The following is a 24,138-nucleotide window of genomic DNA, read 5'->3' as shown; positions in this document are numbered from 1 at the left end:
TTAACGTTTAAAAAGCCTATGAATTATTCTTTGTATATTTTCAATGCGCATCCGCCTCCTTGTGCCATTTTGACGGTCAGTTTACGGGATGCAGGAATGTCTGTGACGGTCTTTTGGTAGTCGGAAGCCAGGCGGTTGGCATTCACTCCGTCATGAAACATTTCCGCTTTCCATCTGCCTGCACCGAGGAAAGAAAGGTCCAGTGTCAGAGTACGTGCATCCCAATTGGTCAGGGAGCCGACATACCAGACATCTCCTTTCCTGCGCGCCATTGTGATGTATTTTCCAATTTCTCCGTTCATGGCTATTGTTTGTTCCCAGACGGTAGGGATGGCAGCGATGAATTCCGTGCATTCTTCTTCACGGTCGTAATTGGTGGGACTGTCGCACAACATGTTCAATGGTGATTCAAATACTACATATTCAGCTAATTGGCGGCAACGGGTTCCCTGGCTCATTGGGGTATCCATTGAGGAGTGGTAACACCGTTTGTTGGCATTGTGCATGGCGCCTTGTGTATAGTCCACCGGTCCGGCCAGCATACGGATGAATGGCATGGTGACATCGTAGGTTACCTGGTCGGTATGGATGTCACTCCACTTCATCTGTTCCAGCCCGTGAACGGCTTCATAGTTGATGACATTGGGATAAGTGCGGTTCAGCCCGGTAGGTTTGTACGTGCCGTGAAAGTCTACCATCAACTTATATTTAGCGGCAATTTCGGCAGCCCGGTAGTGGAAGTCTACCATTTCCTGGTCATCCCTATCCATAAAGTCAATCTTGAATCCTTTGATGCCCATTTCGGAATAGTGCTTGCATACATGTTCCATGTCGCGGGCAAAGGCATGGTAACCTGCCCAAAGGATGAGTCCTACATTCTTTTGCCTGGCATAGGCCGTGAGCTTTTTTAAATCAATTTCCGGTACAATTTGGAAAAGGTCAGCCTTGAGGTTGACAGCCCAGCCTTCATCCAGAATCACATACTCGATGCCATGCCGGGAGGCGAAGTCGATATAGTGCATGTATGTTTCATTGTTTATTCCAGCTTCGAAATCCACGCCTTTGATTCCCCAATGGTTCCACCATTCCCAGGCCACTTTGCCCGGACGTATCCATGAGATGTCTTTCATGCGTGATGGAGCAGCCAGCTTATAAACCATATCGTTATCTGCCAGCTCCTTGTCATTTCTTGCCACAACAATGATGCGCCAGGGCAGTTTGGCTTTCGGCTGGCAGGAAGCAATGTAGTTTTCACGCTCTGTGACTAATATTTGCAGTTGGTTATGCCCGCCTTGTTTTTTTGTTTTGGGGACGGCGGCAAAAGCGGAAGTGAGTGCTGTTCCCCCGTTCCTGTTGATGAGGAACATGCCCGGATAGCTCTCCACGTCGGATTCGGCAATACAAAGTTTACGGCCGTTTTCCTGCTCTATTACCACGGGGGTAAACATCAGTCTTTGGGGGGGCAGTCCGGATAGCTCTATATGTGTATAGGTGTTTTCAAAAGAGTTGGAGAACTGGGCCTCTATCGGTTGTTTATCGCCATCTTTTACATAAGGGACAATCGATTTGTAGTCCTTGTTGAAGTTGAAGGCGGCTTCTTCGTTTGTAACTCTGAACGGTCTGTTTCCGGTCGCTGCGAACCGGTATGCCATTCCTTCATTGTACATTCTGAAAATGAGGTTGAAATGTTCCCGGAAACTTAACGTCATTTCATTATAGACATCCTTTACTTCACTGCGTTTGTAGAAAGGAGAGGGAATCACCTCATTTGCCTGGCGATGACTGACTCTCTTAAGATGGGAGCCGTTACCCCAGACTGTCCCATTATCCAGATGTACTGATAAGGGAGAGGGGGCTACCAATGTATGCCCTTCTTCCGTCAGCTCGTAAGTGATCCGGTCACCTATATATAAGGTAACCTCCAACTTGCCGTCCGGTGAGTTCAGACGATATTCCTTTTGTCCGAACATGTTCGGGATGATGAAAAGCAGTGTTGTAATAAAAAAAAGTATTCTCATGATTCTTATAGTTTTTATTTGTTTTGTTGAAAGAAATCAGCGACCCATTTCCATGCGGCTGCCCATTGTTCTGGGTAGGCATAATGAGCCGTTTCTTCGGATACTAATATTTGTTTGGGTGCTTGAATTACATTGTAGGCAGAATAGGTAGTAGTGGGTGGACAGACCATATCATTATATCCGAATGAGTAGAATCCGGGAACTTTTATTTGGCGTGCAAAATTAACTGCGTCATAATAACGTGCTGTATTTGCCTTTTCTGCAGTCTGATTTTCTTGCTTGTTAAACATGTGTGGCCATCCTCCGGCACGGTTATGTATATAGCCGACCATGTCACAAAGAGCAGGGTAAAAGGCTACCAGTCCTTTGACACGTGAATCAAGTCCAGCTGTCACGATGGACAATCCTCCTCCTTGGCTACTGCCGAATGTTATCAAATTGCTCCCATCGAATTGTGGTAGGGAATAAATAAAGTCAATGGCACGTACACAGCCTAGATATACACGTTTATAATAGTATTTATCCCGATTATCCAGATTGAACGTGTGGTACCCTTTTAATGCTCCCATATAGAGATTGGTATATACCGGTCCTGACATGTTGACCGGAATACCGTGTATTCCTATTTCGAAAACAATCCAGCCATTGGCAGCATGTTCCACATCTCCGGCATAAGAACGTATTCCTGCACCTGGTAGCTTTAAAACTGCGGGATATCGACCTTTTGCTTTAGGCATAGCCAGCATGCCGTATAAGCGTGTATGGGATTCATAATTCTGTATATTCACATGGAATACATTCACTTTCTCTGTACAACGTTCGGGTACAAGGGTCATTTGTACATCCATTGGTGTCTTTTGAGCCTGGAGTTTTGCTGTTTCCCAGAAATTTAGAAAGTCTTCGGGCAATGATGTGATAGGTTTTAATTTTTCTGGATTGATTCCAACGGTTACTATCCCTTGGTATTCACGTCCTCCATATTTAACAAAGGCTTGGCAACGGAGAAAGCCAGGTTTTTCCATTGTTTTGGCTTCCACCGTGGCTGTCCCTTTTTCAGCTTGCAATATGCCTTCTTTGTGAGGCTTCATCATATCTTCTGAAATCTCGTACCGAATTTCTGTGTCAGGAATTGGTACGTTGTTTTTCAGTACCGTAATGCTGAATTTTATTTTTTCGCCTGGCTTATATAGCCAGTCTGTATGATTGGGAGTGATCTGTATCCGAATCAGCCGTTCGGCAGGTTGTCCGAAGGCTCGGTAAAACAGCATCAAGAAGGCGATTAAGAGTATACTCCTTGTGATTTTCATGTCAGTCTTTATTTTAGCGTTTGTTTTTAATTTCATACTTGTAGACAACATAGTCATTGATTGATGGCAGAGAGATTTCCAGCCTTCCTTTCTTTCCGGTTACTGCTGTCATCGCTTTGCCGTGTCCCATCAATGGGATACATCTTACTGTGACACCTTCTGGCAGCCAGGTATCGACTTCTGTAGTCCCTTCTGGATGATTTTCACGGTACACAATCAAGTATCCTCTATCTTTCTTTAGAGACTGGAAGCCGGTCCAAGAGCGTCCCGATGGTTCATCTCCTATGGGTAGGATAGTGCCGGAATGCATGTCATGCTGAAATTTCTTGTAGGCTTCTGTATGTTCTCGTAATGTAAATGCTTCCTCGGGTAGATTGGTACCTTCCATCCAGGCAAGCGGCTGTCCTGCTAAAGTCGTAGCAAACAGATATTCAAATGAATAGTTTTCTGGAGCGAAGACTTCTCCTTTATATTTATCCGTATTTCTCCATTTGTTCAAGAACTCTATTTGCAGCTTTTCTGCCGGAACATATTTGGAAAGCATCCAGAGGTTACGCAAAGTCCAGTAAGGATAGTAGTTCTGCCAGTCGGTATAACGGTTTTCCAGAAAGATATTTCCATATTCATTGAACATGTGGTAGCCTCCGCGGCGGCTGGCTGTCGCATCAAGGTTGAAAATCACTTCCTCGTCCGTCTCTTCCAGCACTTTGTTGAATAAGCGGTACAGGTTTGTTTCGGCTTCTTTACTGGGAATGGTGAGCCCGTCTATCTTGAATACTTTGATGCCGTATTCGCGATAGAGGCTGATGAGTGCTTGCGCATCTTTCTGCCAATCGGCAAAATCATTTTGTATGCTGGGATTGAACCAAAGACCGATTTCAATACCTAATTCCTTGCCACGCTTTACGATGGGATGCAAACCACGTGGATACTTTTGCGGATCGGGTTTCCAGTAGTCTTTATTGTCCCAAATGTTCTTGAATGAACCGCGGGCTACAGCTGAATTAGGACTTTTACCTATTTGCCAGCCATCATCAATCTGGAAATGGGTGATTCCCAGACGGGCGGCGCGTTCCAGTTCTTTCAAACAGAAGGATTCGTTTACTTTTGAGTCCTGGCTACGGTCTCCCCAGGTGTTCATCATAATCATCTCGTCGCGGTCGGCCCGGTAAGTACGTATATTCTTCTGATATGAACGAAGCGCTTGTAGTCGGCTCAGTTCACCTTCTCCGTATATTCCCAATACGCATCCGTATGTTTTGGTCCAACGGTCGGGAGTCACGTCTTTCTCGGTAATGCCCAGGCCGGTTACTGTAAACTTCCCGAAATCGGTCAGAAAATCCTTTCCTTGATAGGCTAATTGTATCGAAGAGCAGGGAGCCTCTTTTAAAAAGAAGATGCCACAGTTGTCCTCGCCATTAAAGGCAAACAGCAGATTGCCGCGATATCCCAGTTTGCGGTAGGAAATAATCTCTTTCTCGAAAACCAGGTTGTTGTGCCAGTCGGTAACATCGGAAAATTCCACGCTGCGAGCGTGCCAATGTTGTCCTTGGAAATGGAACTGGTCTAGTACAGCGGTTACTTCTTTAGATTTCATGTCTTCGGCGAATTCAATATTCTTCCGGTCGGCTGCACTAACTTCTCTGCCTCCGAAAATACTGTTTACTGTTCCTCTTAAATAGGTGTCGCAGGCTATGGCTGGACAATCATCATAAATACGATATACCCGTTTTATATCTAGCTTCTCCAGGCTGAAAGAAACTTCTACTTTCAGATAAGCGGGAAATATTTTAGTCTCTTTTACGGGAACTACTTTGAGTGAACCGTTTGATGGTTGCGGCAAATCTTTCGTTACTCTGAAATCTGGAGTAAGGCTGTGGTTCTTCCATGATTTTCCATTACTCTTGTCGGTCAGGCGGTAAGTTATGATATTTCCCCCGTTCCACAAAAAGGTACGTTCGACCAAATTGTTCCCGATGGTTAAAGTGTCATTTCTCAGAAGGCCGTAGCAGGTATCTTGTGCGTGTAACGAATATCCTCCGAAAAGGACAAATAATAATGTTAGAATATTTTTCATGATATGCGTGTTTTATTAATACTTAAATTGTAGTATCAACGTGTTTCTTACTTCTTGTTTTTTTCAATGGCAAATATACGAGGCTTTTTTAATAATTTTTGTTCATTGAACTTCTGATTATCGGGAATCCCTTCTTTTTTTCCTACTCCCTCTTTCATCAGTGCTTTCAATTCCGGTAGGTGTTTCTGATATACTCCTCTCGGAGTGGTGTTGTACTTTTTACATAAGGAAGCTGCCATCCCGACAACTTCGCCCATCATTCCGGTGGTACGCATTACGCGGACAGTGCCCAGTGCCACATGGGTAACACTGATATTGCGGCCCGCCATAAAAAGATTCTCGATATTTCTGGAATATAGGCAGCGATAGGGCACTGCATAAGGATATATATGGATGTGTTTGGTTGCTGCTTTGAAAGGCGCATCAGGAAAGTGTGATGCATTGAGCGAATCCGGGAAATGCAGGTCGATGCTCCAGGTTGTGACGAAGGAGGCATCTTCGTGATAGACATTTTTATCTATATCATCTTGCTTTAGAATATAATCGCCCAACAATCGGCGTGACTCGCGTTTTCCGGCAATATAGGCTACCCAGTCCAATGCGCGGTTCTTATATTTCTTGTTGTCCTTTAATTTATTTTTCAGAAAACTCCAATTAGAATAGATGACCATTAAGCCATAATCACGTATACGTTCGAAGTCGTCGATTTGATTGAAGTTCATGCCGGTTTCCCATTTCCATTCACCCATCGTCACTTTTTCACAATTCTTTTCATTGAATTGCAGACCATACGAGAAAATAGGGAAACGGGTAGGTTTACCTTTGTCTGCAGAGTACCATTGTACAGATGAACCCATTGTCATTTTGTCCGGTTGAATCGGTGCAAGCTCTTCTCCGTATTCGGTACGGGATTCGCGTCCCATGTTGTAGTCTGCACCGGCCAGATACCCGATGGTGCCGTCTCCGGTACAGTCGGAGAACAATGGTGCTTTCAGTTCCACTTCTTTTCCATTCTCTATATGCTTGATGATGACAGATTCTATTCTGTTGCCATCGGTCTTTACAGATATGGCACGGTAGTTGGCATAAAGGGTGATATTCTTTTCATTGGCGATAAAAAGCTCCTTCTTTTCATCTTCATAGTTTGCGGCAGGTTTGGCATTTCCTTCTTTAGAATGTCCGAATTCTCTTATCATACGTCCCAGTCCGGAATTGGGGCCTACTCCGATATTGCCCCCCAAGTGAACTCTGACTTCAGAGCTATTGTTGCCGCCAAGCACTGGACGGTCGTTGATTAATGCCACTTTGCATCCCAATCTGGAAGCGGCTGCAGCTGCACACATACCGGCTATACCACCGCCAATCACAATTACATCATAGGAGTATAGTTCCAGTTCAGCGGGAATATTCAGCATCTTTTTACGGAAATCTGTCAGTTGTACAGTTTCGTTAGGAGGTAGTTGCTCTTTTTCTGTTGTAAAATAAATAGCATCGCAACGGCCATTGAAGCCGGTCAAATCTTTTAATGTTAGATTACTATTCCCAGCCTTTACTGAAATTTTTCCGGCGGGTTGCCACATCCATTGGTTGCCTTCATCCCCTAAAACTATAGGCAGCTTTTTATTACCGATTTTTAGAGTGAACTTTCCTGGTCCTTTGCCGCCATACCAGGGAGAAGTCCAGTTATAGGTACGTACATATACATAATATGTACCGCTCTCGGGAAAAGATATGGTAGTGGAAGCATCCTCAACCGGGACTCCCATACCATGAGCCATTAGATAGGGGGATCCCATAAGGTCCATGAATTGCTGGTCTACTACCCAACCTCCCTTTCTTTCAAAGTTTTCTGCTTCCACCAATAATTTGCTGGGTATTTGTTTCTTACTGCCTGAGGGCTTGTAGCTTTGTTGGAATAGTAGTACCTGCTTATTGGGTTTTATTTCGAAAGCAATTTTTGTCCCTTTGAACAATTTCTTTAGGGTGGTTTCAAGTGAGACATTGGATACATGCAAATCTTTTCGGGTATCAAGATTGGGTAGTTTGTCGGTATAGAATACATTGTAGCCGCTGGTCTTTTCAATTTGAGGTATAATCTGCTTGACAGTCTGCTTGTTTATAGATAAACTGATTTGGGCAAAGCTATTTCCCCAGAAGAACAATACTCCCAGTAATATTGAAAATCGCGTAATTATTTTATTTTGTCTCATGTCTTATCATATCAGGTTAATTATTTTTTACTTTAAGAAAGGCACGACAAAGACTGACCCTAATTAAGCCGTTAGAGTGTATTGAAACTATATTTCTCGAATGTCTAAATTTTATTGTCGCTGCCAGAAGTCGTGTGTCTGAGGTAGAAATCTTATAAAATCTATTCCATATACTTTTTGTTTTTAGTTGATACAAAGGGCTATTTTTACACTGCTAATATATTATAATCGTATTGTCAGATTCTATTTTGTAATTAATGCCGCCAGCTTGGCTGATGTATTCCAATACATTGTTTAAACTGCCGTTTTTAATGATGCCATGATAAGTATATTGTTTGGCTTTTTCGTTTTTGAATATAAATTTGCAATTATACATTCGAGTAAGCATGGTACAAATTTCCTCAAAGGATTCACCATAGAGTGCCAGTTCGTTGCTTCTCCACAGTAAGTTGTTTGCATTAGGATGAAGCTCGCTTTTTTCGAACTGTCCATTGGTCAGGTTGCAAACGAGCCTTTCGTTTGGCTTCATATATGCCTCGTGTCTGCCGTCGTCTACTTTAACTTTTCCACTTATCAGGATTACAGCTACTGATTTATCGTTTTTATGTGCACGTATGTTGAAGCTTGTACCTAAAGCTTGTACATTGATGCCATTTGCTTTCACGATGAAAGGCTTTTCCTTGTCCTTTGCAACTTCAAAATAGGCCTCTCCTTCCAGGGAGACTATACGTGTTTTCTTGTTGTAAGCGTTGTCATATACAATTCTTGAATCGGAATTGATGTAGACCTTTGTGCCGTCAGCCAAAATGATGTCGGCCTTCTGCCCGTTGGATACGGACATGGTGACTTCTGTATTGGCGTCATCGGCCGGTCGTTTGACTCCTGCATAATAGGCTCCGCTTCCCACTGCCAATATGATGCAGGCAACTGCAGCATAGCGCCCAATCTGACGCAGGAAACGGTTCCTTGTTTTCAGGACCTTCGTTTCCGTGGTGGAACTTGCGTCTATCTGGCTTAAAAGTTCGGTGAACATTTCATTTTGTACGGCTTTGTCCATCGTGTCCGGAGCCAGTGCCCAGCATTGCTGATAGTATGCGGAAAATTTCTGTTGAAAATCCGGTTGCTTAATCCATGATTTCAACTGTACATCTTCTTCAGGGCTGGTCAGTCCTCGAAAGAAACGATCCAAAAGTTCAATATGACTGTCTTTTTTATCCATGTTCTGTAGTATATATCTGTATGCCTGCCAAAACACTCACGGATTTTCGTGCTTTAACAATTATTTAGAAAGTAGAAGGAGAGGAAAAGCATGATGAATTTGCGTAATTCTTCTTTCAGTAGTTTCATAGTACGGTAGAAATGAGCCTCTACGGCACGTTCCGTCAAATCTAGCTGTGAGGCGATTTCCTTGTTGGACAGTTTTCCTGCTCTTTTCAGCTGAAAGACTTCCCGTGAAACTTCTGGCAGGCTTTGCAGAAGTTGCTCTATCTGTTTTTCAATGATGGAGACGTCCATATCCATCGTATCTTCCTCGATAGCCTCTGCTTCTGTTTTCAGCTTGTTTTCTACAAATTTGTTGTGTAATAATCTTCGTTCGGTTTCTTTGTATACCATGTTGCGTGCGATGGTGCATAGATATGCCGGAAAACTTTTCTCGGTATCCAGATTACTGCGTTTTTCCCATATCGTCATGAAGCTGCTTTGGGTGATGTCTTTGGCTAATGATTTGTCATATACGAGAAGGACGATGGTGTTGTACAGCCTGGCACTGTATTTTTCGTACAATGCTTCAAAGGCAAATTTATTGCCTTCTCTCAACTTGGCTACCAATAAAGTATCATTTTCTTTCTGCATATTGATTCATCTTACATTTACGCATTCTGAATGGTAGTGTCTTTGTATAGTAAAGTACTATTCCACATAGACTCTGAAAGAATGAACTACAAAGGTGGTGTTTTTATTATTTATTTAAAAGTTTTTTGCTGAAAATATACTTTGTGTGATTATTATTTAATTCTATATTCCACGATGAAGGAGGATGGCAGAAATAGTCATTTGCAGTATAAGAAGTGGTAAACTGATGGATGGGTTTAGGGGCTTATTGTCAATACATTACATTTACAGCGTTGTTACATCCTTATGTAAAAGACGTTACATGCCGGGGAAAGACTCTTTACACACCGGGGTAAAGGCCGTTACATATCGGGGTAAAGGTAGTTACATCCTGGGGTAAATGGAGTTCCCCACTGAGGTAAATAAGTTATCCTGCTGGAGTGAATGAAGTGATATAGGCTTATCTGATGTCCGCCCCCCACATTAGTTTATTGCGAAGGGTATCAAAGAAAATATGGTTGAACCGTTTCACTACCTTTATGCTATAGTCGGCACGTGAGATGTGCAACTGGGTCGTTTCTTTGCAGGACTCGCTACGGCCGTCGATGGCAACCAAGAAGTTGTGGCTGCGGCTTTCCACATCAAGTGTAATTTCCCAGTCGTCACAAATGACGATGGGACGGACGTTGAGGCTGTGTGGAGCCACCGGGGTGATGGCAATGGTTTTACTGTGGGGCACAATGACCGGACCGCCGACGCTGAGTGAGTAGGCGGTGGAACCGGTAGGTGTGGAGATAACTAGGCCGTCAGCTTGATAAGTGGTCAACGGAGCGCCATTGATGGCGGCGTGGATACTGATCATGGACGAACTGTCCCGCTTCAATACGGCTATCTCATTGAGGGCGTAAGGGGATTGCATCAAGCGTTCATCGTCGCACCTCAGTTGCAGTACACTACGCTCTTCCACCTTATAGTGGTTGTTGTAGATTTCATCGAAGGTCTCTTCCATCTCTTCCGGTGAGATGTCGGCAAGGAAACCCAGCCGGCCGGTATTGATGCCCAATATGGGGATATTCTTCTTTCCTACACGGCTGGCTGCTTTCAGGAAAGTGCCGTCGCCACCGATGCTGATAACCATGTCGGCACAGAAATCATCTCCGTCAAACAATTCGGCGTCAGGTATGTTTAAATGTAAATCGGTAGTCAGGAAGTGATGGAATTCCCGGCAGATGCAGAGCTGTGCATTATGCTGTCCGAGCAACCGGAAGAGGTTTTCTGCATGCGAGGATTTCTTTGCTTGGTAGGTATTTCCGAATATGGCAAATTTCATAATCAATTCTGTTGGATTGAAGTGCAAAGATGCTATTTTTTTCTCAGAATGCTGCCAATATATAACTATTATTTGTACTTTTGTCCCAAACTATAAACCGAATTATGACTAGATTAAGCGTTAATATAAATAAGGTGGCAACGCTGCGCAATGCCCGTGGAGGTGATGTCCCGAATGTTGTGAAGGTAGCGCTGGATTGTGAAGACTTTGGTGCTGATGGCATTACGGTGCATCCCCGTCCTGACGAGAGGCATATCCGCCGTAAGGATGTATATGATTTGCGGCCGTTGCTGCGGACAGAGTTCAATATCGAGGGTTATCCTGCACCCGAATTTATGGATTTGGTCTTGAAGGTGAAACCGCATCAGGTAACTTTGGTGCCCGACAGCCCTACACAGCTGACTTCAAACGCAGGCTGGGATACCAAGACCCATTTTGACTTCTTGAACGAAGTGTTGGATGAGTTCAACAATGCTGGTATCCGTACTTCCGTATTTGTTTCCACCGATGCCGAAATGATAGAATATGCTGCCAAAGCCGGTGCCGACCGCGTGGAGCTATATACGGAACCTTATGCTACGGCTTATCCCAAAGGACGGGAAGCGGCTGTAGCTCCTTTTGTCGAGGCTGCCAAGGTGGCCCGCAGCTTAGGTCTGGGGCTGAATGCCGGACATGATCTGAGTCTGGTGAATCTGAATTATTTTTATCAAAACATTCCGTGGCTGGACGAGGTATCCATCGGGCATGCGCTGATTAGTGACGCGTTGTATCTGGGATTGGAGCGTACGGTCAAGGAATATAAAAACTGTCTTCGCTGATGAATGTAATGTTGTTATTGGCCCAAGTGGCTCCGGCACTGACTGACTCTATTGCAGGTGCCAATCCGGTACTGACACAAGTAAACGCTTCCGACGAAATGAATTTATGGAGCATGGCCATCAAAGGTGGCTGGATTATGATTGTCTTGGGTTTGATGTCCGTACTTTGTTTCTACATCTTGTTTGAACGTAATTATGTTATCCGGAAGGCGGGGAAAGAAGACCCTCAGTTCATGGATAAAATAAAGGATTATATTTTGGGTGGGGAATTGAAAGCTGCCATTGCTTATTGTCGCAGTGTGGATACTCCCTCGGCCCGTATGATTGAAAAGGGTATCAGCCGTTTGGGACGCCCGGTGAACGATGTGCAGGCTGCCATCGAGAATGTGGGTAATATTGAGGTTGCCAAACTGGAGAAGGGAATGACGATTATGGCCACGATTTCCGGTGGCGCTCCTATGCTAGGCTTCCTTGGCACGGTGACGGGTATGGTACGTGCATTTTGGCAAATGGCAAATGCCGGAAATAATATTGATATAACGTTGCTTTCCGGTGGTATTTATGAGGCGATGATTACTACGGTGGGCGGTTTGATAGTCGGTATCATAGCTATGTTTGCCTACAATTACCTGGTGACATTGATAGATGGCGTGGTCAACAAGATGGAAGCCAAGACAATGGCATTCATGGATTTGTTGAACGAACCGGCGAAATGATTAATTAAAGAATTAAGAATTAAAACTTAAAGGCGTGTTAAAACGTAGAGCTAAAATATCACCCAATTTCAGTATGGCGTCCATGACGGACCTGATTTTCCTGCTGCTGATTTTCTTTATGATAACATCTACCATGGTATCGCCCAATGCTATCAAGGTACTGCTGCCGCAGGGAAAGCAACAGACTTCTGCAAAGCCTTTGACAAGAGTCATCATAGATAAGAATCTGAATTATTATGCTGCTTTTGGCAATGACAAGGAACTGTCTCTGACGCTTGAAGAATTGACTCCTTTCCTACAATCGTGTGCGGAGAGGGAGCCTGAAATGTATATAGCTTTGTATGCTGACGAAACAGTGCCTTACCGGGAAATCGTGAAGGTGCTGAACATTGCAAACGAGAATAAATTCAAGATGGTGCTGGCTACACGACCACCGGAAAACTAAATCGTACATTGTACATGGCTAAATTGTAAATGCAATGGTGAATCGGAAGAAGAAAGGAAAATATATAGGTATGGCAGGTGCACTTGTGGTGCATGTTGCCATTATTGCCCTTCTGATACTGGTAGGATTCACACCGCCGGAACCCTCGGAAGAAGGCGGTGTACCCGTTATGCTGGGAGAGGTGCCCGATGCACTGGGCGCTGCCGACCCTTCTTTAGTAAAGGTGGATGTCATGCCGGAGGAAACCGCTCCTCAGGTGCAGGAAACGGTGGAGCAGGACATCATTACGCAGGAAACTGAAGAAACCGTTGCCATAAAGCCCAAAGCCGAACCCAAGAAAAAGGAGGAGGTGAAGAAACCGGAAAAGACGGAAGCCGAAAAAGCGGAAGAGGCCCGCAAACTGGCAGCGGCAAAAGCCGAACGGGAACGTAAGGAAGCCGAGGAAGCTGCCCGTAAACGGGTAGCTGGCGCTTTTGGCAAAGGTGCCCAAATGGGTAGTAAAGGCGATACGGAAGGCGAAGGTATTCAAGGAAGTCCTACGGGAAATGCTCCGTCCGGAGCCACTTCGGGTACGGGAGGCTACGGCTCGTTTAATTTGGGCGGACGTTCTCTTGGTGAGGGCGGATTGCCGCGGCCGGTATATAATGTGCAGGATGAAGGTAGGGTTGTGGTGACCATCACAGTGAACCCTGCCGGACATGTGATAGCAACCAGCATCAACCGCCAGACCAATACCGTCAATCCCGCATTGCGGAAAGCGGCAGAGGATGCTGCCAAGAAAGCCCGTTTCAATGCGGTAAGCGGCTTGAACAATCAGACGGGAACAATAACGTATTATTTTAATCTAAAATAAGAGGAGGAACAATTATGGGTACAGTTTATGTTTTTTTTGCCGACGGATTTGAAGAAATAGAAGCTTTTACTTCTGTGGATGTGATGAGACGCGCCGGACTGAACGTAGAAATGGTGACGGTAACCCCTGATGAAATAGTGACGGGAGCACACGATGTTCCGGTCTTGTGCGATAAGAATGTAGTGAACTGCGACTTCTTTGATGCAGAGCTTGTATTATTGCCTGGCGGTATGCCGGGTGCGTCCACTTTGGAGAAGTGTGGAGAACTGCGTAATCTGGTACTGCGTTTTGCCCAAGAGCAGAAACCGATTGCTGCTATTTGTGCGGCTCCTATGGTATTGGGTAAGCTGGGATTGCTGAAAGGCAAGAAGGCTACTTGCTATCCCGGCTTTGAACAGTATTTGGAAGGTGCCGAATGTACGGGTGCTCCGGTAGAAAGAGACGGCAATATCATCACTGGTAAAGGACCGGGCGCTGCCATGGAGTTTGCATTGGCCGTAGTGGAGCTGTTGCAAGGCAAAGAGAAGGTGCAGGAACTGAAAGAAGCTATGTGCGTAACGGATTTATGATTTAAAATCATAAATCATAAATCATAAATCATAAATCATAAATCATAAATGGTTCAGTATGCTCTGATTGTTGCCGGTGGCAAGGGCTTGCGCATGGGGACCGAACTCCCCAAACAGTTTCTCCCGATAGGGGGGAAACCTGTTTTGATGCGCACTCTGGAGGCGTTTTATGACTACAATGCTGAGATACGGATAATATTGGTGCTTCCCCACAGCCAGCAGGATTACTGGAGGCAGCTGTGCAGGGAGTACCGTTTTTCATTGCCGCATGCCATTGCAGATGGAGGGGAGACGCGGTTCCACTCCGTAAAGAACGGTTTGGCTTTGGTCAAGACACCTGCTTTGGTCGGTGTGCACGATGGGGTGCGTCCGTTCGTGGCCCGGGAAGTGATTGCACGCTGTTATGACTTGGCGGCCGAGAAAAAGGCCGTAATTCCGGTAATCGGTGTGGTGGAGACCGTTCGCCGTATGGAAGGGGAAAGCAGTGTGACTGTCGGCAGGGATGATTATAGATTGGTGCAGACTCCCCAGGTTTTTGATGCGGAACTGCTGAAAGCGGCATACGAGCAGCCCTATACACCCCATTTTACCGATGATGCTTCTGTGGTGGAGGCATTGGGTGTATCTGTCTTTTTGACGCCGGGAAACCGGGAAAACATTAAAATAACCACTCCTTTTGATTTAAAAATAGCCACAGCTCTGATAGGTTCATGTTCGATTTAGCCACGCGTGACATAAAATATTTGTCGGGCGTCGGGCAGCAGCGTGCTTCGGTGCTCAATAAGGAATTGGGCATTTACTCCTTGCACGATTTGCTATATTACTTTCCATATAAATATGTAGACCGCAGTCGGATTTATTATATTCAGGAGATCGATGGGACGATGCCCTATATTCAGCTGAAAGGTGAAATACTAAGTTTTGAGACGGCTGGAGAAGGGCGCCAGCGCAGGTTGATTGCTCATTTCTCGGACGGTACGGGGGTGGTGGACCTGGTTTGGTTCCAGGGCATCAAATATTTGGTAGGGAAGTATAAAGTGCATCAGGAATATATTGTGTTCGGAAAACCGACCTTCTTCAATGGTAGAATAAATATGGCTCATCCGGATATAGACTCTGCTTCGGATTTGAAATTGTCGTCCATGGGGTTACAACCTTATTATAATACGACTGAAAAGATGAAACGGAGTTCTCTCAATTCGCATGCCATCGAGAAGATGATGAATACGGTGGTGCAGCAGTTGCGTGAGCCGTTGCCCGAGACCCTTTCTCCCGCTATACTTGCCGAGCATCATCTGATGCCGTTGACGGAAGCTTTGGTCAATATACACTTTCCCGCTAATCCGGATTTATTGCGTAAGGCACAGTATCGCCTGAAGTTTGAGGAGCTCTTTTACGTACAGTTGAATATCCTGAGGTATGCAAAAGACCGTCAGCGGAAATATCGCGGTTATATTTTTGAAAGGGTGGGCGAAGTGTTTAATACTTTCTACTCCCGTAATCTTCCTTTTGAACTGACCAATGCACAGAAGCGGGTATTGAAGGAAATCCGTAAGGATGTAGGCTCAGGAAAGCAGATGAACCGCTTGCTGCAAGGGGATGTGGGAAGTGGAAAGACGCTTGTCGCACTGATGAGTATGTTGATGGCGCTCGATAATGGTTTTCAGGCATGCATGATGGCACCTACCGAGATTTTGGCAAACCAGCACTATGAAACCATCCGTGAGCTGCTGTATGGAATGGAGGTACGTGTGGAACTGTTGACCGGTTCTGTTAAGGGCAAGCGGCGCGAAGCTATCCTTGCCGGTTTGTTGACGGGAGACATACATATACTGATAGGTACCCATGCCGTCATTGAAGATACGGTGAATTTTGCTTCGCTCGGTTTGGTTGTGATTGACGAGCAGCATCGTTTCGGTGTGGCCCAACGGGCACGGTTGTGGACAAAGAATGTACAACCTCCCCATGTATTGGTGATGACGGCAACCCCGATTCCCCGTACATTGGCAATGACGCTTTATGGCGATTTGGATGTGTCTGTCATCGATGAATTGCCTCCCGGACGTAAACCGATTGTCACTCTTCATCAGTTTGATAGCCGTCGGATAAGCTTGTATCAGTCCATGCACAAGCAGATTGCCGAAGGCCGGCAGGTCTATATTGTCTACCCGCTGATTAAGGAAAGCGAAAAGATTGACTTAAAGAACCTTGAAGAAGGGTATCTGCATGTTTGTGAAGAGTTTCCCGAGTGTAGGGTTTGCAAGGTACATGGAAAGATGAAACCTGCTGAAAAGGATGCTCAGATGCAATTGTTCGTATCCGGCGAGGCACAGATAATGGTGGCTACCACCGTGATTGAGGTAGGTGTAAATGTGCCCAATGCTTCGGTGATGGTGATTGAGAACGCCGAGCGTTTCGGGCTGTCCCAGCTTCATCAGCTTCGGGGACGTGTAGGACGTGGAGCTGACCAGTCCTATTGTATTCTGGTTACCGGCTACAAGTTGGCGGAGGATACAAGGAAGCGTTTGGAGATAATGGTGCGGACTAATGACGGCTTTGAAATAGCGGAAGCAGACTTGAAACTACGTGGTCCTGGAGATTTGGAAGGGACACAGCAGAGCGGCATTGCTTTCGATCTGAAGATTGCCGATATAGCCCGTGACGGACAACTGCTGCAATATGTCCGTGAAGTAGCGCAAACGGTGGTGGATGCAGATCCACATGGCATGTTGCCTGAGAACGAGGTCTTGTGGCGACAACTGAAAGCGTTGAGAAAAACGAACGTTAATTGGGCTGCCATTAGCTGAAAAAACGGTTAAACATGCACTTTTATTGCATTTTATGTTGTAAAACATGTTTGCTTGTAAATCTCCTATCTATAGGGGATTAAGACATCTTTGCGAGCTTTACAGTTTTCTCCTCTTCGAAAAAATAGTTAATGACTGATGTCGTTTTTCAGAGAGAAATGTTACCTTTGGGAGAATTTTTGAAAATCAATCTGGATATTCGCGTAGAACAAGTGGTGTTTGATTTGCCGAGATGCTTGCAACGGATATCAAAATGAATGACGAAACGGATGAATTTTAATTGGATAAAAACTGCTTTATTGGCTGCGACGGCAATGGTTAGCTTGAATTCTTTCTCGCAAGACCTGATTGCCCGCCAGGCCCCCATCGACAGAAAACTTAAGAGTGTTGATTCACTGGCTTTGCAAAAACAGATACGTGCAGAACAATCATTGTATCCGGGTTTGGATTTGTATCCCAACTGGAACAACGAATTCGTACAAGCCTATGGCAATGCGATTGTGCCTGAGAGCTATACATTTGATTTGACCGGTTTCTGTATGCCTACTCCCAATACCCGTATCACAGATGTATTCGGTTACCGTCCCCGGAGAAGAAGAGCTCATTATGGTTTGGATATCAAGGTGTATGTAGGCGATACAATCCGTGCGGCTTTTGATGGAAAAGTACGCGTTGTCAAGAATCAAGGTCGTCGTGGATACGGCAAATACGTCGTTATTCGTCACGACAATGGCTTGGAAACAGTTTACGGACACTTGTCTAAACAATTAGTTGATACAAACCAGTTGGTAAAAGCCGGCGAACCGATTGCATTGGGAGGAAATACCGGACGTTCTACCGGTTCACACCTTCACTTTGAAACCCGTTTCTTGGGTATTCCCATCAATCCTGCGCTTATGTTTGATTTTGAAAAGCAGGATATCGTAGCTGATTCCTATACTTTCCATAAGACAAAAGGCTCTTCCGGTACGGCGCGTAGCATGGCATCGGGTGAAGGTCTGTTCTATAAGGTAAAGAAGGGAGACACATTGGGACGGATTGCAGCACGTCAGGGAACCTCCATCGACAAGCTTTGCAAACTGAACAGAATTACGCGTAAAACAATCCTGAGACCGGGACAAGTATTGCGCTGCTCATAAAAACGTAAACAATCTCTATAGAAGAGGGTACTTTAATAGATTTTAGAGTGCCCTCTTTTTCTTTTTCTTTAATTATTCCTATCTTTGCAGCGCACTGTGAAAAAAGGAAATGAAAGATACCAAGCAACAATTTGAACATGTCATTGCGGTTTGCCGTGACTTGTTCTCTAAGAAACTTCATGATTACGGTCCGGCGTGGCGCATTCTTCGTCCGTCTTCCGTAACAGATCAGATATTCATCAAAGCCAACCGTATCAGAAGTATTGAAACGAAAGGGGTGACTTTGGTAGACGAAGGCATCCGTTCTGAATTCATAGCTATTGTCAACTATGGAATTGTAGGATTGATACAGTTGGAACTTGGTTATGCCGAAGCTGCCGATATGACCAATGAAGAGGCATTGGTGCTGTATGACAAATATGCCAAAACCTCTTTGGAGCTGATGCTTGCCAAAAATCATGACTATGATGAGGCTTGGCGTAGTATGCGTATCAGTTCGTATACGGATTTGATATTGATGAAGATTTACCGGACAAAGCAGATTGAAAGCTTGTCCGGGGAGACTTTGGTTTCGGAAGGTATTGATGCCAATTATATGGATATGATTAACTATTCCGTATTCGGCTTAATTAAGATTGAATTTGGAGATTGACAAGAAACATATTGTCGGGAAAGTTTGGGTGAACCTCTGCCGTTTTCTGCTGGGGGCTTTGTTCATATTTTCCGGATTTGTGAAAGCTGTTGATCCGTTGGGTTTCTTCTATAAAATTCAAGATTACCTGACGGCTTTCGGCATGATTTCCTGGTTTCCTTCTTATGCGCCCTTGCTGGTAGGGATAGCGTTGTCTGCCATAGAGTTCAGTGTAGGTGTTTTCTTGTTTTTGGGTATACGACGGAAGGTGGCATCTGTATTGGCATTATTGCTGATGGTTGTAATGACTCCGCTAACACTTTATCTGGCTTTGGCGAATCCGGTATCCGACTGCGGATGCTTCGGTGATGCGTGGATATTGACCAATTGGCAGACTTTCGGCAAGAACGTAGTATTGTTGGTGGCGGCAGTATCTGTATTCAAGTGGCAGGATTTACTGGTGCGTTTCATTACTCCGAAGATGGAGTGGATGATTTCCATGTATACGTTTCTATTTGTGTTTGCGTTGTCCTTCTATTGCCTGGAGAATTTGCCGATACTTGATTTCCGACCTTACAGAATTGGAGCGAATATCAAGGCGGGCATGGAAATTCCGGAAGGTGCTAAACCAAGCGTGTTTGAAAGCCGGTTCATTTTGGAAAAAGGAGGAAAGCGTCAGGAATTTACATTGGACAACTATCCGGACAGTACATGGACGTTTGTAGAATCGCGTACGATACTGAAGGAAAAAGGTTATGAACCTCCCATTCACGATTTTTCCATGATGAGCCTGGATACATGGGAAGATATAACGGACAGCGTACTGTCGGATAAAGGATATACGTTTCTGCTGGTTGCCCATCGGATAGAAGGAGCGGACGACAGTAACATCGACCTTATCAATGAAATATACGATTACAGTGTGGAGCATGGTTATGGCTTTTATGCCTTGACTTCATCTCCGGAAGACGAGATAGAGTTGTGGCGTGACAAGACCGGAGCGGAATATCCTTTCTGCCAGACAGATGATATTACGCTGAAGACCATTATCCGTTCAAATCCCGGTTTGTTGTTGATAAAGGACGGAACGATTTTGAACAAATGGAGTGACAACCGGCTGCCTGATGAATATGTGCTGACCGATAGCCTGGACAAGTTGGAATTGGGCAAGCAGAAGCAGGAAAGTGACTTACAAACAATAGGCTATGTGTTGCTGTGGTTCATCCTTCCTCTGATGATGGTGCTTTGTGTCGATATTTTAGTCGTAAGGCGCCGGGAGAAACAACGCCTCAGACAACAATAGTATCAAATAGTAAATAGTAAATACATTAACCCTTTTAATAATAAAACAAAATGAGAAAAAACATTGTTGCAGGAAACTGGAAAATGAACAAAACCCTCCAAGAGGGTATTGCTCTTGCAAAAGAACTGAATGAAACATTGGCTAACGAAAAGCCTAACTGTGATGTAATCATCTGTACTCCGTTTATCCACCTGGCATCTGTTACTCCTTTGGTAGATGCTGCCAAGATTGGTGTAGGTGCAGAAAACTGTGCAGACAAGGAGTCAGGCGCATATACCGGCGAAGTATCAGCTGCTATGGTTGCTTCTACTGGTGCAAAATATGTCATTCTGGGCCACTCTGAACGTCGTGCTTACTATGGTGAAACAGTTGCTATTCTGGAAGAAAAAGTAAAATTGGCTTTGGCTAACGGTCTGACTCCGATTTTCTGTATCGGTGAGGTACTGGAAGAACGCGAAGCAAACAAGCAGAATGAAGTGGTAGCCGCTCAGCTGGCTTCTGTATTCTCTTTGTCTGCCGAAGATTTCTCTAAGATTATTTTGGCTTACGAGCCGGTTTGGGCTATCGGTACCGGTAAGACTGCTACTGCAGAACAAGCACAGGAAATCCACGCTTTCATCCGTTCCTTGATTGCTGAAAAGTATGGTAAGGAAATTGCTGACAACTGCTCTATCCTTTATGGTGGCAGCTGTAAGCCTTCTAATGCAAAGGAACTGTTTGCCAACCCGGATGTTGACGGCGGTCTGATTGGTGGTGCTGCTTTGAAGGTTTCTGACTTCAAGGGTATCATCGATGCCTTTAATTAAATAGTTGAAAGCTGAAAGTTGAAAATGGATTGCATGTCGTATCTGCATAACTGTTTTCCATTTTCAGCTTTCCATTTTCCGTTATATAAAGATATTGACTCATGAAAAAGCTTGGTTTACTTTTAGTTGCATGTTTCGCTTTTGCAACGATTTCTGTAGCGCAGAATAATATTGTGAAAAGCCTGGAACGTAATGTGCCGGGACAAGGCAAGGTGACTATCCATCAAGATGCACGCATTGCGGCATTGATAGGTTCGGAGTATGTTCCTGCCGGTTCGGATGAGCAGAAAGTGATTAAAAGTTCGGGTTACCGCATACAAGTTTATGCAGGGAATAATACCCGTCAGGCCAAGAACGAAGCTTATGCGGTAGCTACCCGCATCAAGGAACATTTTCCCGAACTTACAGTTTATACCTCTTTCAATCCCCCCCGTTGGCTGTGCCGTGCAGGAGATTTCCGCAGTATCGAAGAAGCGGATGCCATGATGCGTCAGTTGCGGGCTACTGGTGTATTCAAGGAAGTTTCTATCGTGAAAGAGCAGATAAACATCCCCTTATAAAGAATTATCATGTTAGGAAAAGAAGAAATTGTATCTCCTTCATTAGATGAATTGAAGGAACATTATCACCGCATCCTTACTCTGTTGGGTGAAGATGCCGGACGTGAAGGTTTGCAGAAGACACCTGAACGGGTGGCGAAGGCCATGTTGTCGTTGACGAAAGGGTATCATATGGACCCGCACGAGGTACTCCGTTCAGCCAAGTTTCAAGAAGAATACAGTCAGATGGTGATTGTGAAAGACATTGATTTCTTCTCGCTTTGCGAACATCACATGCTTCCCTTCTACGGAAAGGCACATGTGGCATATATTCCTAACGGCTACATTACCGGACTGAGCAAGATAGCCCGCGTAGTGGATATTTTCTCTCACCGCCTGCAAGTGCAGGAACGTATGACTCTCCAAATAAAAGAGTGTATTCAGGAGACGCTGAATCCGCTGGGGGTTATGGTTGTTGTGGAAGCCAAACACATGTGCATGCAGATGCGCGGAGTAGAGAAACAGAACTCCATTACCACTACATCCGATTTTACCGGAGCATTCAACCAAGCGAAGACTCGCGAGGAATTTATGAATTTAATCAGGCATAATTCTTGACGGAGAACTCCCCGAATTGAATTTAAAAATTCAGGATGACTCTGTCTCCCAGCCGCTTTGCCATGATGCTTTTTACTTTGTTCAATTCGTTGTAGCGCTCCATGATGCTGTTACACTGGGTTTCATCATTGGCTATGGCAGGGTTCTGTAACGCAAATAGGGTATGCTTCAATTCTTCGCAGACGATGGCATATTTGAAGTTTATCATTAACCGTGGAATTAGCTCATAGAGGCGTTCTTCGTCCGTCACCATTTGTTCTATCTGTGATTTCCTTAACTGATAGCGGTTGCTGATAAGCTCCACACTCAGCTTGCTGATGACGGGGTCGGGATGCGCCACAAAATACCGTTCGGCGGTAAAACCCTCATTGTGGATACGTTCGGCAGCCTCTGTCAGGATTTGCCGGTGAAGCGGATTGTGGAAGGCAAGTTCGTCTTCTTTTAAATCATTGACTATATATTCAGTTACAGTGATAGGGGTTTCCTGCCCCTCTTCATTGGTGACATTGCACATCACCCGCTCACCATAGAGCACTACCATCTTCAGAATAAGTCGTTCGTATTTATAGAACTCCTGGCCCTCCTTGCCCTCCTGCGGGATGAAGGATACATATTCTTCCTCGGGTGGAAAAGGTGGAGGTGTTTCGGAAGGGAGACCGGCAGGCAGTGATTGGGACGGATAGCCAGCTTGTTGTGCGTCGGGGCTGGTAGCTGCAGTATGACTGCCATTGACCCCCGCTTCTGCATTGGCTCTTGCGGCATTGGCCGACCGACGCTCACGTTCTGCTCGCTCAGCTTGTTGCTCGGCTTGCTTTTCTCGACGCTTGGCAACCTCAGAAACCAGCAGTTTGTCTTCTACGTGCAATAATTGGGCGCACTCCTTGATATAGACATCACGCACAATGGCTTCGGGAATGATGGAAATGCTTTGCACAAGGTTTCCTATAAGCTCGGCACGCTTGATGGGGTCTTTTCCAGCATCTTCCAGCAACAGATTGGTTTTGAAGCGGATAAAGTCCGTTTCATTCTCTTGTATGAAGGCCTGGAACTCCGTCGCATTGTGTTTGCGGGCAAAGGAGTCCGGGTCGTCACCATCGGGCAGGAGGCAGACTTTGACGTTCATGCCTTCTTCCAGCAACATATCAATACCTCGGATAGAAGCCTTTATACCGGCAGCATCACCGTCGTAGAGCACTGTCATATTGTTGGTGAAACGATGAATCATCCGGATTTGTCCGGATGTCAATGCTGTGCCCGAAGAGGCAACCACATTCTCTATGCCCGATTGGTGCATGGAAATGACGTCTGTATAACCTTCGACCAGAAAACAACGGTCTTGTTTCACAATGGCTTGTTTGGCAAAATATATGCCGTACAGTTCATTGCTTTTATGGTAAATCTCCGATTCAGGCGAGTTGACGTACTTCACCTTGACGCCTTTGGTGGCGCCGGCAAGCACACGTCCCCCGAAAGCCACCACCTTACCGGAGAGAGTGTGTACCGGAAAGATGACCCGCCCCCAGAAGCGGTCGCGCAGTCGGTGGTCGTCCGTCTCGTAGCAGAGGCCGGTCTTGACAAGATAATCCTTTTTATAGCCTTTTTTCAAAGCTTCCTGGGCAAGGGCATCGTGGCTCTCGGTACAATAGCCCAACTGGAACTTCTCGATGATGTCATCCCGGAAGCCGCGGCTGCGGAAATAGGCCATGCCGATACTCCGTCCGTCTACGTGGTTCTTTAGGATATTCTGGAAGTAGTCACGGGCAAAGTTGTTCACAATGAAGAGGCTTTCCCGTTCGCTCTGTGCTATCTTCTCCTCGCTGGATAGTTCGCGTTCTTTGATTTCAATGCCGTATTTTTTTGCGAGATATTTCAGCGCCTCAGGATAAGACATCTGTTCGTGCTCCATGATGAAATGCACTGCATTTCCTCCTTTTCCGCAGGCAAAACACTTGCAGAGCCCTTTGGCGGGGGATACATAGAAGGAAGGGGTTTTGTCATCGTGGAAAGGGCACAGACCTACATAGTTCACACCGCGTTTGCGCAGGGTGACAAAGTCTGATACGACATCGTATATCTGTGCGGCATCAAGTATGCGGTCTATGGTGGGTTGGTCTATCAT

Annotated in this window: 21 protein-coding genes; 13 read left to right on the top strand and 8 right to left on the bottom strand. The window is 45.3% G+C overall.

The window, feature by feature from the left end; all coding sequences use genetic code 11:
• Window positions 1-23: 23 nt before the first annotated feature.
• The 7 genes from DWZ03_RS17340 to DWZ03_RS17310 form a co-directional block, all read right to left on the bottom strand.
• Window positions 24-2,018: a glycoside hydrolase family 97 protein gene (locus DWZ03_RS17340; protein WP_120130454.1), complete on the bottom strand. Its 1,995-nt coding sequence runs from the start codon at window positions 2,016-2,018 to the stop codon at window positions 24-26.
• Window positions 2,019-2,032: 14 nt separating this feature from the next.
• The gene (locus tag DWZ03_RS17335) at window positions 2,033-3,325 is read right to left on the bottom strand and encodes an acetylxylan esterase (protein ID WP_005833368.1); all 1,293 of its coding nucleotides are present in this window, start codon (window positions 3,323-3,325) and stop codon (window positions 2,033-2,035) included.
• A gap of 13 nt (window positions 3,326-3,338) precedes the next feature.
• The gene (locus DWZ03_RS17330; protein WP_120130453.1) at window positions 3,339-5,402 is read right to left on the bottom strand and encodes an alpha-galactosidase; all 2,064 of its coding nucleotides are present in this window, start codon (window positions 5,400-5,402) and stop codon (window positions 3,339-3,341) included.
• Window positions 5,403-5,449: 47 nt separating this feature from the next.
• The gene (locus DWZ03_RS17325; RefSeq protein WP_120130452.1) at window positions 5,450-7,612 is read right to left on the bottom strand and encodes an FAD-dependent oxidoreductase; all 2,163 of its coding nucleotides are present in this window, start codon (window positions 7,610-7,612) and stop codon (window positions 5,450-5,452) included.
• A gap of 214 nt (window positions 7,613-7,826) precedes the next feature.
• Window positions 7,827-8,831: a FecR family protein gene (locus DWZ03_RS17320; RefSeq protein WP_120130451.1), complete on the bottom strand. Its 1,005-nt coding sequence runs from the start codon at window positions 8,829-8,831 to the stop codon at window positions 7,827-7,829.
• A 53-nt stretch (window positions 8,832-8,884) separates the two neighbouring features.
• Entirely contained in the window at window positions 8,885-9,466 is a 582-nt protein-coding gene (locus DWZ03_RS17315) for an RNA polymerase sigma factor (protein ID WP_005829818.1), read from the bottom strand.
• 439 nt (window positions 9,467-9,905) lie between these two features.
• A complete protein-coding gene (locus tag DWZ03_RS17310; protein WP_009037868.1) occupies window positions 9,906-10,775 on the bottom strand; it encodes an NAD kinase in 870 nt (289 codons plus the stop codon).
• Between the two features lie 104 nt (window positions 10,776-10,879).
• On the opposite strand from DWZ03_RS17310, the gene DWZ03_RS17305 reads away from it, so the two are divergent.
• The 13 genes from DWZ03_RS17305 (at window position 10,880) to folE (ending at window position 22,019) form a co-directional block, all read left to right on the top strand.
• On the top strand, window positions 10,880-11,593 hold the full coding sequence (locus DWZ03_RS17305) for a pyridoxine 5'-phosphate synthase (RefSeq protein WP_005829949.1): 714 nt from the start codon (window positions 10,880-10,882) through the stop codon (window positions 11,591-11,593).
• The gene (locus DWZ03_RS17300) at window positions 11,593-12,309 is read left to right on the top strand and encodes a MotA/TolQ/ExbB proton channel family protein (RefSeq protein ID WP_005833356.1); all 717 of its coding nucleotides are present in this window, start codon (window positions 11,593-11,595) and stop codon (window positions 12,307-12,309) included. The genes DWZ03_RS17305 and DWZ03_RS17300 overlap by 1 nt, the downstream gene beginning before the upstream one ends.
• A gap of 34 nt (window positions 12,310-12,343) precedes the next feature.
• On the top strand, window positions 12,344-12,754 hold the full coding sequence (locus DWZ03_RS17295) for an ExbD/TolR family protein (RefSeq protein WP_005833355.1): 411 nt from the start codon (window positions 12,344-12,346) through the stop codon (window positions 12,752-12,754).
• A gap of 34 nt (window positions 12,755-12,788) precedes the next feature.
• A complete protein-coding gene (locus tag DWZ03_RS17290) occupies window positions 12,789-13,607 on the top strand; it encodes a TonB family protein (protein ID WP_005829957.1) in 819 nt (272 codons plus the stop codon).
• Window positions 13,608-13,621: 14 nt separating this feature from the next.
• Window positions 13,622-14,176, top strand: coding sequence for a DJ-1 family glyoxalase III (locus tag DWZ03_RS17285; protein WP_005829959.1), 555 nt, complete (start codon window positions 13,622-13,624; stop codon window positions 14,174-14,176).
• 48 nt (window positions 14,177-14,224) lie between these two features.
• Complete coding sequence (locus DWZ03_RS17280; protein ID WP_005833354.1) at window positions 14,225-14,899, top strand: 2-C-methyl-D-erythritol 4-phosphate cytidylyltransferase; 675 nt, start codon at window positions 14,225-14,227, stop codon at window positions 14,897-14,899.
• Complete coding sequence (gene recG / locus DWZ03_RS17275; protein WP_120130450.1) at window positions 14,887-16,983, top strand: ATP-dependent DNA helicase RecG; 2,097 nt, start codon at window positions 14,887-14,889, stop codon at window positions 16,981-16,983. Before DWZ03_RS17280 ends, recG begins: the two co-directional genes overlap by 13 nt.
• A gap of 269 nt (window positions 16,984-17,252) precedes the next feature.
• Entirely contained in the window at window positions 17,253-18,122 is an 870-nt protein-coding gene (locus DWZ03_RS17270) for a M23 family metallopeptidase (RefSeq protein ID WP_005837478.1), read from the top strand.
• A gap of 109 nt (window positions 18,123-18,231) precedes the next feature.
• Window positions 18,232-18,774: a DUF1599 domain-containing protein gene (locus DWZ03_RS17265; RefSeq protein ID WP_005829969.1), complete on the top strand. Its 543-nt coding sequence runs from the start codon at window positions 18,232-18,234 to the stop codon at window positions 18,772-18,774.
• A complete protein-coding gene (locus DWZ03_RS17260; protein ID WP_044468369.1) occupies window positions 18,764-20,056 on the top strand; it encodes a BT_3928 family protein in 1,293 nt (430 codons plus the stop codon). Before DWZ03_RS17265 ends, DWZ03_RS17260 begins: the two co-directional genes overlap by 11 nt.
• Before the next feature lie 50 nt (window positions 20,057-20,106).
• Complete coding sequence (tpiA, locus tag DWZ03_RS17255; RefSeq protein ID WP_005829974.1) at window positions 20,107-20,862, top strand: triose-phosphate isomerase; 756 nt, start codon at window positions 20,107-20,109, stop codon at window positions 20,860-20,862.
• Between the two features lie 101 nt (window positions 20,863-20,963).
• Window positions 20,964-21,422 (top strand): SPOR domain-containing protein, encoded by a 459-nt coding sequence (locus DWZ03_RS17250; protein WP_005829980.1) that lies wholly within the window; start codon window positions 20,964-20,966, stop codon window positions 21,420-21,422.
• A 9-nt stretch (window positions 21,423-21,431) separates the two neighbouring features.
• Complete coding sequence (folE, locus tag DWZ03_RS17245) at window positions 21,432-22,019, top strand: GTP cyclohydrolase I FolE (RefSeq protein ID WP_005829983.1); 588 nt, start codon at window positions 21,432-21,434, stop codon at window positions 22,017-22,019.
• A 22-nt stretch (window positions 22,020-22,041) separates the two neighbouring features.
• Here folE and dnaG read toward each other — a convergent pair whose 3' ends face one another.
• Window positions 22,042-24,138 (bottom strand): DNA primase, encoded by a 2,097-nt coding sequence (gene dnaG / locus DWZ03_RS17240; protein ID WP_120130449.1) that lies wholly within the window; start codon window positions 24,136-24,138, stop codon window positions 22,042-22,044.

This window comes from Bacteroides sp. AF29-11, from assembly GCF_003602895.1.
GTDB classification, from domain to species: domain Bacteria; phylum Bacteroidota; class Bacteroidia; order Bacteroidales; family Bacteroidaceae; genus Bacteroides; species Bacteroides uniformis.
Note: the sequence above shows the minus strand (reverse complement) of the source record. Positions and strands in the feature narration are given on the sequence as shown.

Coding starts and splice junctions, on each gene's coding strand:
- DWZ03_RS17340 (WP_120130454.1), bottom strand. CDS start 2,018: ATGAGAATACTTTTTTTTATTACAACACTGCTTTTCATCATCCCGAAC.
- DWZ03_RS17335 (WP_005833368.1), bottom strand. CDS start 3,325: ATGAAAATCACAAGGAGTATACTCTTAATCGCCTTCTTGATGCTGTTT.
- DWZ03_RS17330 (WP_120130453.1), bottom strand. CDS start 5,402: ATGAAAAATATTCTAACATTATTATTTGTCCTTTTCGGAGGATATTCG.
- DWZ03_RS17325 (WP_120130452.1), bottom strand. CDS start 7,612: ATGAGACAAAATAAAATAATTACGCGATTTTCAATATTACTGGGAGTA.
- DWZ03_RS17320 (WP_120130451.1), bottom strand. CDS start 8,831: ATGGATAAAAAAGACAGTCATATTGAACTTTTGGATCGTTTCTTTCGA.
- DWZ03_RS17315 (WP_005829818.1), bottom strand. CDS start 9,466: ATGCAGAAAGAAAATGATACTTTATTGGTAGCCAAGTTGAGAGAAGGC.
- DWZ03_RS17310 (WP_009037868.1), bottom strand. CDS start 10,775: ATGAAATTTGCCATATTCGGAAATACCTACCAAGCAAAGAAATCCTCG.
- DWZ03_RS17305 (WP_005829949.1), top strand. CDS start 10,880: ATGACTAGATTAAGCGTTAATATAAATAAGGTGGCAACGCTGCGCAAT.
- DWZ03_RS17300 (WP_005833356.1), top strand. CDS start 11,593: ATGAATGTAATGTTGTTATTGGCCCAAGTGGCTCCGGCACTGACTGAC.
- DWZ03_RS17290 (WP_005829957.1), top strand. CDS start 12,789: ATGGTGAATCGGAAGAAGAAAGGAAAATATATAGGTATGGCAGGTGCA.
- DWZ03_RS17285 (WP_005829959.1), top strand. CDS start 13,622: ATGGGTACAGTTTATGTTTTTTTTGCCGACGGATTTGAAGAAATAGAA.
- DWZ03_RS17280 (WP_005833354.1), top strand. CDS start 14,225: ATGGTTCAGTATGCTCTGATTGTTGCCGGTGGCAAGGGCTTGCGCATG.
- recG (WP_120130450.1), top strand. CDS start 14,887: ATGTTCGATTTAGCCACGCGTGACATAAAATATTTGTCGGGCGTCGGG.
- DWZ03_RS17270 (WP_005837478.1), top strand. CDS start 17,253: ATGAATTTTAATTGGATAAAAACTGCTTTATTGGCTGCGACGGCAATG.
- DWZ03_RS17265 (WP_005829969.1), top strand. CDS start 18,232: ATGAAAGATACCAAGCAACAATTTGAACATGTCATTGCGGTTTGCCGT.
- tpiA (WP_005829974.1), top strand. CDS start 20,107: ATGAGAAAAAACATTGTTGCAGGAAACTGGAAAATGAACAAAACCCTC.
- DWZ03_RS17250 (WP_005829980.1), top strand. CDS start 20,964: ATGAAAAAGCTTGGTTTACTTTTAGTTGCATGTTTCGCTTTTGCAACG.
- folE (WP_005829983.1), top strand. CDS start 21,432: ATGTTAGGAAAAGAAGAAATTGTATCTCCTTCATTAGATGAATTGAAG.
- dnaG (WP_120130449.1), bottom strand. CDS start 24,138: ATGATAGACCAACCCACCATAGACCGCATACTTGATGCCGCACAGATA.